This is a genomic window from Paenibacillus sp. FSL H8-0283 (assembly GCF_045040675.1).
GTDB classification, from domain to species: Bacteria; Bacillota; Bacilli; order Paenibacillales; family Paenibacillaceae; genus Paenibacillus; species Paenibacillus amylolyticus.
Map to the genome: position 1 here is coordinate 884221 of NZ_CP150295.1, position 12397 is coordinate 896617.

At 46.1% G+C, this 12397-nt stretch carries 13 protein-coding genes; 9 read left to right on the forward strand and 4 right to left on the reverse strand.

What is annotated here, in order from left to right:
* The first annotated feature begins 194 nt into the window (after nucleotides 1-194).
* The gene (locus tag MHI52_RS04100) at nucleotides 195-1100 is read left to right on the forward strand and encodes an AraC family transcriptional regulator (protein ID WP_405158515.1); all 906 of its coding nucleotides are present in this window, start codon (nucleotides 195-197) and stop codon (nucleotides 1098-1100) included.
* A 26-nt stretch (nucleotides 1101-1126) separates the two neighbouring features.
* Here MHI52_RS04100 and MHI52_RS04105 read toward each other — a convergent pair whose 3' ends face one another.
* Nucleotides 1127-1939 (reverse strand): DUF1129 family protein, encoded by an 813-nt coding sequence (locus MHI52_RS04105; protein ID WP_405158516.1) that lies wholly within the window; start codon nucleotides 1937-1939, stop codon nucleotides 1127-1129.
* 412 nt (nucleotides 1940-2351) lie between these two features.
* Between MHI52_RS04105 and MHI52_RS04110 the strand changes: the two genes are divergently transcribed.
* The 3 genes from MHI52_RS04110 to MHI52_RS04120 all read left to right on the forward strand — a co-directional run bounded on the left by MHI52_RS04110 (nucleotide 2352) and on the right by MHI52_RS04120 (nucleotide 4561).
* Nucleotides 2352-2585: a hypothetical protein gene (locus tag MHI52_RS04110; protein WP_036606058.1), complete on the forward strand. Its 234-nt coding sequence runs from the start codon at nucleotides 2352-2354 to the stop codon at nucleotides 2583-2585.
* 256 nt (nucleotides 2586-2841) lie between these two features.
* Nucleotides 2842-3672, forward strand: coding sequence for an alpha/beta hydrolase (locus MHI52_RS04115; RefSeq protein ID WP_036606057.1), 831 nt, complete (start codon nucleotides 2842-2844; stop codon nucleotides 3670-3672).
* A gap of 103 nt (nucleotides 3673-3775) precedes the next feature.
* Complete coding sequence (locus tag MHI52_RS04120) at nucleotides 3776-4561, forward strand: class III extradiol ring-cleavage dioxygenase (RefSeq protein ID WP_017690674.1); 786 nt, start codon at nucleotides 3776-3778, stop codon at nucleotides 4559-4561.
* A 172-nt stretch (nucleotides 4562-4733) separates the two neighbouring features.
* Here MHI52_RS04120 and MHI52_RS04125 read toward each other — a convergent pair whose 3' ends face one another.
* On the reverse strand, nucleotides 4734-4946 hold the full coding sequence (locus tag MHI52_RS04125; protein ID WP_017690673.1) for a hypothetical protein: 213 nt from the start codon (nucleotides 4944-4946) through the stop codon (nucleotides 4734-4736).
* 155 nt (nucleotides 4947-5101) lie between these two features.
* Nucleotides 5102-5644 carry a DoxX family protein gene (locus MHI52_RS04130; RefSeq protein ID WP_036606056.1) on the reverse strand — a complete coding sequence of 181 codons (543 nt, stop codon included), beginning with the start codon at nucleotides 5642-5644 and terminating at the stop codon, nucleotides 5102-5104.
* A gap of 337 nt (nucleotides 5645-5981) precedes the next feature.
* Here MHI52_RS04130 and MHI52_RS04135 point away from each other — a divergent pair, with 337 nt between their 5' ends.
* From MHI52_RS04135 to MHI52_RS04155, 5 genes are all read left to right on the forward strand, one after another.
* Entirely contained in the window at nucleotides 5982-7055 is a 1074-nt protein-coding gene (locus MHI52_RS04135) for a DUF3048 domain-containing protein (protein ID WP_405158517.1), read from the forward strand.
* 317 nt (nucleotides 7056-7372) lie between these two features.
* Entirely contained in the window at nucleotides 7373-7993 is a 621-nt protein-coding gene (locus MHI52_RS04140; protein WP_017690670.1) for a DUF47 domain-containing protein, read from the forward strand.
* 14 nt (nucleotides 7994-8007) lie between these two features.
* Nucleotides 8008-8997, forward strand: a complete 990-nt coding sequence (locus tag MHI52_RS04145) for an inorganic phosphate transporter (protein WP_036606054.1) — start codon at nucleotides 8008-8010, stop codon at nucleotides 8995-8997.
* A 349-nt stretch (nucleotides 8998-9346) separates the two neighbouring features.
* The gene (gene corA / locus MHI52_RS04150) at nucleotides 9347-10306 is read left to right on the forward strand and encodes a magnesium/cobalt transporter CorA (protein ID WP_036668386.1); all 960 of its coding nucleotides are present in this window, start codon (nucleotides 9347-9349) and stop codon (nucleotides 10304-10306) included.
* Between the two features lie 128 nt (nucleotides 10307-10434).
* A complete protein-coding gene (locus tag MHI52_RS04155) occupies nucleotides 10435-10896 on the forward strand; it encodes a DIP1984 family protein (RefSeq protein WP_076329570.1) in 462 nt (153 codons plus the stop codon).
* Between the two features lie 394 nt (nucleotides 10897-11290).
* Here the strand turns inward: MHI52_RS04155 and MHI52_RS04160 are convergent, their stop codons facing one another.
* Nucleotides 11291-12379 (reverse strand): DNA alkylation repair protein, encoded by a 1089-nt coding sequence (locus MHI52_RS04160; protein WP_405158518.1) that lies wholly within the window; start codon nucleotides 12377-12379, stop codon nucleotides 11291-11293.
* Nucleotides 12380-12397 lie beyond the last annotated feature (18 nt).

Genomic DNA, 12397 nt, shown 5'->3' on the forward strand with positions numbered 1-12397 from the left:
TCAATTAACTCCCTTCCATACGGAAAGGGAGTTTTTAACATTCCCTAGTAGACACCTCTTAACATTTTGGCGGCAACTCGCTTTATGAAAATCTTGTCGCCAAAAAGGTCCCTTAGACCATTGCTGGAACAGGACAAACAAATGGATAATAGAAGGAATAAGCTAGAAGCCTATGAGCCGAAAGGAATGATGGAATGCTTGCATTTCGTTTGACAGGCCTGCCGGATTCCCGGTTGCCGCTGTACCTGTATTGTGTGGGGACACAGGAAGAGAAAGTTCTGCATAGACCGGATGGATTTCCGGTGTATCAGTTGTTTTTGTCACGCGGTGGTGAAGGGCAGTTCAAGATAACGGGAAAAGGGACATGGACGATAGGAGCAGGGCAGTTATTCATCGTGGAACCCGAGGTTGCGCATGAGTATGTGCCTCATTACAAATCCAAAGGGGAACTGGGTTATATCGGTATTGGCGGTACATCGGCTGGATCGGTACTACAATCCACGGGTTTGCTTCAGAACGAGCCGTGCCATATCTCCGGTTTTGAAATCATCTGGTCACGCATGACCAATCTCTGGCACGCGTTGGATCGAGGAGCAACGGAGATGTGGAACACATCAGCCCTTATCTACCAGCTTATTTTAGATATAGCACAATCGAAAATACCATCTGATGTCGGCATAGGAGGTATTGGAACATCTAGGGCACAGGATGGCACTGTAAAACACTCTAATCGGGAGCCCGATCCGAGCAAGGATGCACTCATCCGAGCAGTAGCATTGATGCATACGCACTATCAGGACGATCTGTTATTGAAGCATGTCGCTGACGCAGTGGGCTATTCGGTGCAGCATCTCAACCGATTATTTCACCAGCATTATGACGTGACAGGACATCAATATATGCAACGATTACGTTTGCAGAAGGCTTCGGACTGGATGGACAAGCATCCACGAGCAAGTGTGCGAGAGGCGGCAGAGACCGTAGGGATGGAAGTGAACTATTTTATCCGGATGTTCAAGCGGGAGTTTGGAGAGACACCGGGCAAAGGAATCAAACATCGGAACCAGCTCCAAATGGAAAAAGACCTCACGGATTCGTGAAGCCCCTTAATCGCTTATATAACGTGTTATGCTGTTTTCTTTTGTCCAAATAAAGGCCTTACCGTTGCAAGTCCCACAACTCCGATCACTGCACTCACCCACGGAGCCAGTGCAAATACCGGAAGTTTATCACGCAGTGGATACCCTACAAAGAGCACAAGGACCACGATGACGATGTAAATGATGATTCCCTTAAGGTTAACCTTAGGTACGGTGTTCTTGTCCGCTCCTTCATCGTCTGGTCGCTCAGCAAGACGGCGAAGCATCTCCACCAATGCAATACCGCCAACTGCCGCAACGATCAGAGAGAACAGACTGATGTGTTGGAACGGCTCCGTATCTCCGCCAGTCCAACCCACGAACAATCCCACACATCCTTGAATCAACATGACAAAAGACAAAGCCGCCCAAGCGATCATGGCATACCACTTTGGTGTCCGTTTCACAGGCTCTGGATTCTCAGTTGGCTGTGGTTCTACAGCGTTGGCATTCTTTTTCGATGAAGCTGTTGAACTATTATCACGGGTTGGGCTGGATTTACCCACCTCAACGGCAGCCGACTTCTCCGGTGCTGTATTTGTAATCCCGAGCTGTGCATGGATGTCTTGTTCCAGATCAGGTCCGTATAACTCGCGAGCTGGTTTGTTATCCCGCTGAGCCTGTACGATTGCTTTTCCGGCGGAGAGTATCCACTCTTCCTGTGTTCTCTCGTCCGCTGGCGCATGACGCGCAATTGTGCTGATCTCGTCATACAATTTCACATGTTCAGGTGTCATTCGACTCATCTCAGTTATTTGCCGATTCTGTATTTCTTTAAGCTTCTTATAGGAAATCCCCAATGATTGCTCCCCCTGTCTACACACGTTCTGATCTTCCAATTGACTGAAGACCCTGACGGTATTTTAGTATACGGGAAGGGCTCTCGTTTCGCAAAGTCATTCCTTATAAAAAAGCTGCTCATGGTGGACCCATATCCATACACAGGCCAGTATAACACAGGTGCATAACAGCACCAGTTTACCGTGATGTTGAATCCATTCCAGTAGATGTTCCATGAATTCATTCCTTTCGGCAGAAGGATTCCGAGGCATATGCTACCTATGTTTGTTCGTTTATTTTCCCCCGTTCATGTAAAAAAATACCCTCACGCCTCCCAGATCTAACGATTGTGTGAAGTATGCATAAAGAGCAGCCGATTCCATCACAATAGTAGCATTTCCAACAGAAATCCAAGATTGGAGTGTGCTTGTTATGGATAAACAAACAGAATTGACCCGGAAGCTGCTACTGAACAGCAACTCCCGTGGAGTCGTGGACGAGGTTGTATCCTTTGAGGAGAATCTGGAGGATACGGAGTATGCAGAAGAACTGACAGATGGCAATTTGAAGGGAAGAAGTTTCTGGGACAATACTGATTCGGGTCATGAGCATGAGTGGAATGGACGGGTGGAGACTCACGAGATGTTCCGTAGAAGCTACGAATAACGATCCTGCAACACTTGGTTTGAATTCCAAATGATATCTGGGCCAGCTGTCATCAGCGTGGCTCATTTTTTTGCGCTTATTATCCGATAAACTGTAGATTGGTAGTCGACGCAGAAAGGGTTCTTACTTACGTTGACTTGAAGGTTACGGGATGATAATATATGAATAACATCTTAATACACACTAAACTTATCGGATTATATATATATTTAATAAATGGAAGTTAACAGGCTAAGGGTGGAAAGGGGAAATCGGTATGGAACGTCAGATCAGTATCCGTCATGGACAGGAAGAATTAACAGCCACGATTCATTATCCGGTCGTGAAAGATATCAAGGAGGAGAAGAGTCAGCAACGGGTCCCTCTGGCGGTCATCTGCCACGGCTTCGTTGGTAGCCGGATCGGCGTGGATCGTTTGTTTGTAAAGACTGCACGGGAGCTGGCTGAAGACGGTTATCTGGTCTTGCGTTTCGATTATATCGGTTGCGGAGAGAGCAGTGGGGAGTACGGAGCGGAGGGACTGGAGTCCATGGTGCTGCAGACCCGTTCGGTGCTGGATTACGCGGTGAATTGCAGTGATGTAGATCCTACGCGTGTTACACTAATTGGTCATAGTCTGGGTGGTGCCGTTGCATTACTAACTGCTGTGCGCGACAAACGTGTCAAAAACCTGGTTATGTGGTCCTCCGTGGGTTATCCATTCAATGATATCGTGAAGATTACGGGGCGGGAAGTATACGATGAAGGCGTGAAACTGGGTGCGGCTGATTATCTGGGATACAAATTCACACCGACCTTTTTCGAATCTCTCGCTGAACAACAGCCATTCCAGGAAGCAGTCAAGTTTAGCGGCGATGTTCTAGTCGTGCACGGCACGTCAGATGAGATTATCCCTGTAGACTATGCATTCCTGTATCAAAAGGTATTCTGGATGCGCCAGGAAGGCCGTTGCGACAAGGAGATCATCTTCCAGGGTGATCACACCTTCTCTTCAGGTAAAGAGCGGGAACAGCTGATTACGCGTACCAGAGAGTGGCTGGGTGAACGTCAGAAGATCGAGCAGGATTGGCAACACTGGATGATATAAGTGGCAGGATTACAACTGTTTGGGGATGTCAGCTTGGAAAAGCGCCTTCTTAAGGGTAAAATAGAGGAGTAAGCATTCTATCCGTGTCTGGAGGTTGGCAGCAATGACATTACCCGCACTTTTCATTGCGCATGGTTCTCCCGCTCTGGCGGTGGAGAGCAATGACTACACTCACTTCTTGAACCAGCTTGGAGACAGGCTGCCGGCTCCGAAAGCCATTGTCGTATTTACGGCGCATTGGGATTGTCCTGAACCGTCCGTGACGATGGATGATACACATCAGACCTTGCATGATTTTTACGGATTTCCTTCTACGATGTATACGATGGAATACCCTGCATCTGGGCAGCCGGATTTAGCGAACGAGATATGTGCTTTGTTCACCCGTAGCAATCTGGCACATCAGCCGATTCGAGGCCGAGGGCTGGATCATGGCGTATGGGTACCGTTGCTCCATATGTATCCCGAGGCTAACATTCCTGTGATTGCTGTATCTGTAGACTCGCTGCGTACGCCGCAGGAACAGTATGATATTGGCCGAATGCTGGAACAGCTACGTCATGATGATGTGTTAATCATTGGCAGCGGTGGAACGGTTCACAATTTGCGATTGCTGGGCAATACGGATGAACCGCAAGAGTGGGCGGTGGAATTTGATAACTGGATCGGGGAGCGCTTGCAACAGTGGAACACAAGAGAACTGTTTCAATATGAGAAAAAAGCTCCTCATGCACGTACGGCGGTTCCGTCGTATGGTACAGAACACATTGCACCTTTGTTCTACGCCATGGGTACAGCGGATATGTCCCGATCAGCGAAGCGTCTATTCCAGTCTTACCCTTACGGAACGCTCAGTTTGAACTGCTGGCAGTTTGGAGACGGCGTGTAACTTGGAACAGACAACAGCCTGATTATGGTGCTTGAAGCCAGTTTGGTACGGATAACATAACGTGTATTAATGCATACAATTACAATATATAAACAAAAGAAGGTTACTGTACACCCTTGAAGGGCTACAGTAACCTTTTTTCAATATGAGGACTTATTCATGCAATAGATCTTTATTTGCGGATTTCGAACAATTCACAGTCTGTACGCGAATGATAAGCGAGCTCACTGACACTGGATTGTACTACTACGGTGTTGCTGTCAAAACGGATAATGATGCCACCGGAGTCAATCTGGTGATTATCTTTAAAAACTCGAACCTTATACTTCATATTCATGGCTTCCTGGAAGTCCGCATCGGTCTCGAGACGTCGCTGGGTCGGCATATCGTGTACTCCTTTGAAGTTCAACTTTATTTCATCATAATACGATTTTCTGTGGATGGGCAAGTCAGTCAGGCATTCAGGCTGATTTTGAAAAGTAAAAAGCCCTGCTCTCCAGGGGGATTGGGAGCAGGGCCGAGAATTCTATGAATGATCGCTTAAGCTGTTTTTTGAGTAGGGCTAATCGTTGGTGTGTCTTTAGGAAGATTGCCTTTGTTGTTACGAGTAAACAATCCGCGAAGGTAAGGCAGTACCCAGTGATCCAGACCGATTTTACCTGCATTTGCACCAGCAACGACAAGGAAGATTTCCATTACAACCAGTTGAGCATTCGTGCTTACTGTTCCCGAGAAGAGGAACGCGAAGTTCATGACCATAGCCATCAGTGCTGCTAGTGTAGTGAAGCAACCGAGGATGAGACCCAAACCTACAAGGAATTCACCCAATGGGATAACGAAGTCGAACAGTCCTGCGTTTGGTACTGCGAATTTCTCGAGGAACGTTGCCCACCAAGCTTGAACAGCCGGGTGATCACCTGTTGCTTTTTCTACCGCACCGGCCAAGAACCCGCCAGCTTGGAATCCGCCAGTCAATTTGCTCCATCCATGAGTCATCCAATCATAACCGATATACACCCGAAGTACTGTCAAAATCCACATTGCTACTTTGTTTTCTCTAAGCCATTGGTTTGTGCTGAACATATGAACCACTCCTTCATGGAATCTAGTGTGTGTTGTTTTTGTTTTTCTAAGTGATCACCTTTGATGTCTTTATTGTATAGTTCAAAAGTCGTTTTGTTTGTGATTAAAATCACAATCTAGTTCAAATTTTAAGTAAGGTTTGAGAAGTTCACATTTAGGACATATTTTTCTAGCTATATGCTGTTTCAAATGTGAATTTCAAGCTGTATCAAGGCCTTCTAGGCGCAGACAAATCGGATGGGGTGTGATTAAATGGAAAGAAATACGTGAAATGGTTGCCCACATGAGACATATATCACAACTTAGAACCAGGCCATATCGTTCAGGAGGTCCTATATTGAAGCTTTTTAAATGGAACAAAGCAGCATCGGTTGCATCTCTGTTTATTCTCTCATTAAGTCTTGTTGCCTGCCAAAACCAGGAGGTGGCGCAGATGCCAGTTCAGCCAGAACCGACACCTGCACCTGTACAAGAAGAACACGTGGAGGAAACCAACACGTCTCTCTATACAGCACCTCTGACGGGTCTGCCTGTAGATGAAGCGATTACGCGTCGACCACTCGCCGTAATGATTAATAATGCACCCGCAGCTCGGCCCCAATCAGGTCTAAGTTCAGCCGATATCATTCTTGAAGTTCTCGCTGAGGGAGGCATTACCCGTTTCATAGCCATCTTCCAGAGTGGAGGCGGTGCTGAGACGGTTGGACCCGTTCGCAGTATACGTCCATATCTAATTGAGCTCGGCGAGAGTTATGATGGGGTACTTGTTCACGCCGGAGGCAGTCCGGAGGCGTATTCCATTTTGCAAAGGCAGCAGAAACAGCATATGGATGAAATCTCGAATGGTGGACCTTACTTCTGGCGTTCCTCGGATCGTAAAGCCCCACATAATCTGTATACTTCAGCGGACAAGCTGAGAGAAGGGTCAGATATCAAGGGTTACAGCCATGATTTCAAGTCGCCGGTATACAATTATAACGAAGAAGGCGCGACATCCGCAGGAGAGGCAGTAAAGCAATTCGATATCCATTATTTATTGGATAGTTACCTGGTGACGTATGATTATGATGAAGTTAGCGGACGATATATGAGAATGGTGAATGGCAAGGCAGATCAGGATCTGGATAATGGGACTCAACTTGGTGCAGCGAACATCATTGTGGCAGGTGCAGATCACAAGGTGCTCGATAGTGTAGGTCGGTTGTCCGTTAATTTGGAACAGGGCGGGGAAGCCATGCTTTTTCAGAAGGGCAAGATGATTCGTGGGCAGTGGGTGAAGAAGCAGGGGGATATTATACGTTTTGTTCAAGGTGGCAGTGAAGTTGCTCTTGTACCGGGTAAAACCTTTATCAGCATTGTTCCCAATCAACCGGAATTTTCCAGTCATGTGAAGCTGGCTGCGCAGCAATAAAAGGATGTAATGAAAGAAAACAATGAAACATGTATTCATTTTGTTGTCGAAAAGGCATTATATTTGTCCTTAGCGTGAAAAGTAGAATCGTGTCGATTTTGAATTTTGATGTCGAATTGTAAACGCAGTGTAAAATCTTGACTTGAATTTACCATTATTCCAAATAATTAAGATTCATTTCAGATTAATGTGATAAGAATATAAAAAAGGATCACACCTTTTGTACAAACCATGAAACAAATATGATAAGATATCAAAGGTTGTCATTTCATGTTTCATCGGTTGTCGGCAATTTTTCTCGTAAAGGGGATAGAGCTATGAAGCTTAAGAAGAAGAAGGATATATTTTTTGAGACACTGGAGAATATGGCAGATACGGTTGTTCAAGCGGCAGATTATTTCTCCCAGCATGTTTCCAACCTTCAGGATGTGACTCTTTTTGCTAATGAAATGAAGAAGTACGAGTCGAAATGTGATGATTACGTGCATACGATCATTACAGAACTCAACAAAACATTTATCACGCCGATCGAACGCGATGATATTATGGAGCTGACAACAACACTTGATGACGTATTGGACGGACTTGAAGCAACGGCTTCCCGTTTCTATATGTACCAACTGACAGATCCAGATGATGAGTTCGTCATACAGTTTGCTGAAATTTTGCGCCAATCGGCTTACGAAATTCAGAAGGCGATCCATCTGCTGTCCCAGAAAAAATTGCTCGCGATCCGTGAGTATACCATTCGTTTGAATGATCTGGAAAACCAAGGCGACGAAGTGCTACGCATGTGTATCAAACATCTCTTCGCTACCGTGTCTGATCCGATTGAACTGATCAAGCGTAAGGAAATTTACGAACGTCTTGAGACAACAACGGATGCTTGTGAAGACGTGGCGAACGTGCTTGAATCCATCATTATGCGTAATTCTTAAGGAGCCAGAGAATAATGGAAACAACGATTTGGGTATTGGGTATAGTCGTCTTCCTTGCACTGGCGTTTGACTTCATCAACGGTTTTCACGACACGGCCAATGCCATTGCGACTTCGGTCTCAACTCGAGCACTGACGCCGCGTCGAGCTATTCTTATGGCAGCGGTGATGAACTTTGTCGGTGCGATGATGTTCACAGGTGTTGCGAAGACGATTGGGGGGAGTGTGACCGACCCCACCACGCTGGATAACGGGATAGAGGTCGTCATAGTCACCTTGATATCAGCGATTATCTGGAACCTGGTTACATGGTGGTTTGGTATTCCGTCTTCTTCCTCACATGCACTTATTGGAGCCCTTGCAGGTGCCGTACTCGTTGGCGCAGGATCTGATAAAGTGAAATGGAGCGGATTCATTGATATCGTCGGAGGTTTGCTATTATCACCTCTGATCGCATTTGCCATCGGTTATGTGGTCATGACGATTCTCAAATATATTTTCGCCAAACGCAGTCCGCATAACGTGAACAAAGGTTTCCGTACGGTACAGATTTTCACGGCAGCACTGCAAGCATTCACGCATGGTACGAATGATGCACAGAAAGCGATGGGTATTATTACGTTTGCTTTGGTTGCAGCAGGTGTGCAGGATAATCTGGATGTTCCGCTGTGGGTTAAAATTTCAGCGGCAACAGCGATGGCTCTGGGTACGTCCATCGGTGGTTGGAAAATCATCAAAACGATGGGTACCAAAATCTTTAAAATTGAACCGATTAATGGTTTTGCCGCGGATATTTCAGCTGCTTCCGTTATTTTCACAGCAACGTTGCTTCACCTTCCAGTTAGTACAACGCACGCGATCACCTCAGCTATTCTGGGTGTGGGTTCCGCGAAACGTTTCTCTGCTGTGAAATGGGGACTTGCTGGACGTATCATTATTACGTGGTTCATTACGATTCCGATTACTGCGGGACTGGCAGGATTGCTCTACTGGATTATTTTCTAAAAAGAGAAGTTATCCCGAACGAATTCGGGGTTACCAGACCATCTGTTCATAACTGTGTGAATATCGGGATATGTGGACAATTATACAACCAAAATCAAGAGACGCCTGTGCATGAACGTGTGGACAGGCTGGATATGTGGATAGCCATCCGTGGAATGATAAACCAAAAGAAGATATTCCTGTGGATACAGGGAACTGTGGATAGGGAAATGAGAGAAGCCAACAGGGTTGGCTTTTTTTGTTGTCGAGTTTGAATGCGTCTGTGGATATTTTGGACACGTGGGAGACGTACCTATGGTTAAAGTTGTACAATGACGTAAAGATACAGGACAAGGACGTGGTCTAATTTATGATTCGTACACTCGCCATTACACGAGAACATCAAGTCTCCGTTAACGTACCACTTACACAGCTGGATCTGAACGATTATGCCTGGGTATGGGCAGATTTTAACCAGCCTACGGAAGAGGAAAGCCGTTTGCTGGATACATATTTTCATTTTCACCCTTTAGCTATTGAGGACTGTCTGCATGTATTGCAACGGCCTAAGCTCGATTATTATGATAATCTTCAGTTTCTTGTGCTCCATGCACTGAACCCGTCCACACTGGAAGCCGAGGAGGTTGACTTGTTTCTCGGATCAAACTTCCTAGTGTCTTTTCATCATGGCGTATTGGAGGAAGTGGATGAAGCGTGGGAACGCTTGTTGCACCATGCACATGAACGAACCATCTGGGCGCGAGGTCCGGTGGCAGCAGCCTATACGGTGATGGACAAGCTGGTCGATCATTATTTTCCGTCTCTATTTGCGATTGAGGATGAACTGGCTGAACTGGAGAACCGGGGTGGACAAGAATCGGTGGAAGACTTGATGAACCAGGTGTTTGATCTGCGGACTCGATTGCTGAAGCTTAGAAGAACCGTAGTACCGATGCGGGACCTGCTCTATCGGGTGGTGAACTCCCAGCATGTGCAGCGAACAGGTGAACATACGGCTTATTTTACCGATATCTATGACCATTTATTGAAGCTGACGGACATGATTGAAGCCGATCGGGAGATGACCGCTGACCTGCGCGACAGTTATATTTCCCTGAACTCGAACCGGATGAATCAGATCATGAAGACACTCACGGTGATTACGACTGTATTTATGCCGCTCACACTGATCGCGGGTATTTATGGCATGAACTTTGCCTATATGCCTGAGCTTCAATGGAAGTTTGGGTATGGTGCGGTGCTGCTGTTGATGTTTGTGCTTGGCGGAAGCATGGTGGCCTGGTTTGTAAAACGGGGCTGGTTTAAGTGAGAACGAGTGTAATCAGATGTTAGTAACATAAACTTGTAATAACGTGTATCCACAGGTAAAATATAACGATATGTGAATAGATTCTGGATGAATTATCCATACATATCATTGTGGAAGGATGGGATACGATGAGATTGGCAGAGGCTCTTGTACTGCGTGCAGATGAGCAGAAGAAGATAGCTCAGCTCAAGCAACGTCTGGAACGCGTAGTTAAAGTTCAGGAAGGTGAACAGCCAGCAGAGGACCCACAGTTGCTTATGATTGACCTGGAGAACACGATCCGGAGCCTGACGGTATTGGTTAAGAAAATTAATAAGACCAATGCACAGACTGACTTCACAGCTGGAGTTACGCTTGCTGATGCCCTTGCAGAGCGGGATGGAATCATGCAAGAAAGAGCATCGTTTAACGAGGTTTTGCAGCATGCGTCCATTCGTCAGGATCGGTACAGTCGTTCTGAAGTGAAGTATGAGCGAACCGTGAACATAGCAGATATTCAACAAAAAGTGGATAGCCTTTCGAAATCCTACCGGGAACTGGATTTTAAAATTCAGGAGAAGAACTGGACCATAGACTTAATCGAGGAATAAAACTGCGTCGGTAACCCTATCCAAATGAAGCGAGCATAACCCACCAACGGGAAGTTGGAAACCTGGTAGACGCTGGGCCATGTCTAACCCATATTATCATTTAGCCCAATATTGTTACAAGAATGCGCAGCATGGATGTATCGTGTATCTTTCTAATTGTTACGACCATATGCAGGTCTTTGGATAGCGGTGAGGGTGGGTAAGGGGAATTGCAGTTTGAACTACATATGAAGAAGGCCACTGGGCCATGATCTCGGGCAGTAATAAATGTCGGGAGATGATGTTTGCCAGGTGGCCTTTCTGATTCTTCTATTAGAAGTTTTGAAAAAATGTATCCACATGTGAATAACTATTCCGCTTCAACAAGCTGTGTATAACTTATGATGACTTCCTTTTACTCCATTTCAAGAACAAAAGAAGTTGTAGCTGCTTCTTTGCCATTCACAAGAATGGTAAGCGTATGCAGACCGGCATAATATTTTCTCGTTGTGATGACTTTGAAGGATTGTTTGGTGGCTACCTTGGTTCTGCCTGTCGGGTACATTTTATCGGAGCATTTGAACCGTTTGGGGGCCTGCTTGCCGTTTGCCTTCATATAACCCATCTCATATTCAATTCGCAGCATCTGGGACTCGCCGCTCTCATTAACGACATCGAACGAAAAATGGAGATCCTCGCCAATGCTAATCGTATCCTGGACAAGCTGAAGCTGCTCAATGTGAATCGAATCCTGCTCGTTATAACCAAAAAGACTCAGTGCTTTGCTATGTCCTTTCTTCAGTAATGACCTGCTGGCATGCCGGACAATCCAGTCTGTGTGTGCATGTTGTCCGTACCAGGTCGTGGCCAGATCCATAACCAGTTCAGGGTGGTCCTTGGAGATGTCATTCAGATGATTGGCGACACTTTTGCGAACATAGAGGGACTCGTCCTGTTTCAATGCATGCAGAATCGGAAGTACAGGTGTTGGATCAGTGATAAAGTTCTGGAGTTTCGCGCCCCAGGGCAAACGTGGCCGGCTGCCCTCACTGGCAAGTCTGCGGATATGCTCGTTGTTGCTCTCTGCCCACGCCATCATATGTTTCATCGTTTGGATTGGATAATGTTCAATAAACGGGCGTACCGCGAACTCCGAGCTGGAATAAGGTGTGAAGAGGGTCAGATACTTCATGGATAACTCGTAATCCTCTGGGTCAAGTCCGTTCACTTCGATAAAATCCGGTACAAACAGATATTCAACGCCTCTCATCGTAGGGGCGGCTTGTTCGATAATATGTAATGCTTCCTCATAATTGTCCGGCAGTACCTGGGTCAAAGCCAATGTGATTCTGCGAATGCGCGCTTTGAATTCCAACTGTTCCCAGCCTTCAGCGAAAACCAATTCATGAAATTGCTGTGTATCCAGCTTCGGGTAGAATTGACGCAAATGTTCGCCGGTCCGATCGATTAATGCGGGAGTGTATTTGTCTTTGATAAGTTCCATGGTCCGCCTCCTTTAGTT

What these genes read in the sequence shown, in the direction of transcription:
- MHI52_RS04160 (WP_405158518.1), bottom strand. Translation starts at nt 12,379, where the DNA reads ATGGAACTTATCAAAGACAAATACACTCCCGCATTAATCGATCGGACC.
- MHI52_RS04145 (WP_036606054.1), top strand. Translation starts at nt 8,008, where the DNA reads ATGGAAACAACGATTTGGGTATTGGGTATAGTCGTCTTCCTTGCACTG.
- MHI52_RS04140 (WP_017690670.1), top strand. Translation starts at nt 7,373, where the DNA reads ATGAAGCTTAAGAAGAAGAAGGATATATTTTTTGAGACACTGGAGAAT.
- MHI52_RS04130 (WP_036606056.1), bottom strand. Translation starts at nt 5,644, where the DNA reads ATGTTCAGCACAAACCAATGGCTTAGAGAAAACAAAGTAGCAATGTGG.
- MHI52_RS04100 (WP_405158515.1), top strand. Translation starts at nt 195, where the DNA reads ATGCTTGCATTTCGTTTGACAGGCCTGCCGGATTCCCGGTTGCCGCTG.
- MHI52_RS04110 (WP_036606058.1), top strand. Translation starts at nt 2,352, where the DNA reads ATGGATAAACAAACAGAATTGACCCGGAAGCTGCTACTGAACAGCAAC.
- corA (WP_036668386.1), top strand. Translation starts at nt 9,347, where the DNA reads ATGATTCGTACACTCGCCATTACACGAGAACATCAAGTCTCCGTTAAC.
- MHI52_RS04115 (WP_036606057.1), top strand. Translation starts at nt 2,842, where the DNA reads ATGGAACGTCAGATCAGTATCCGTCATGGACAGGAAGAATTAACAGCC.
- MHI52_RS04155 (WP_076329570.1), top strand. Translation starts at nt 10,435, where the DNA reads ATGAGATTGGCAGAGGCTCTTGTACTGCGTGCAGATGAGCAGAAGAAG.
- MHI52_RS04125 (WP_017690673.1), bottom strand. Translation starts at nt 4,946, where the DNA reads ATGCCGACCCAGCGACGTCTCGAGACCGATGCGGACTTCCAGGAAGCC.
- MHI52_RS04120 (WP_017690674.1), top strand. Translation starts at nt 3,776, where the DNA reads ATGACATTACCCGCACTTTTCATTGCGCATGGTTCTCCCGCTCTGGCG.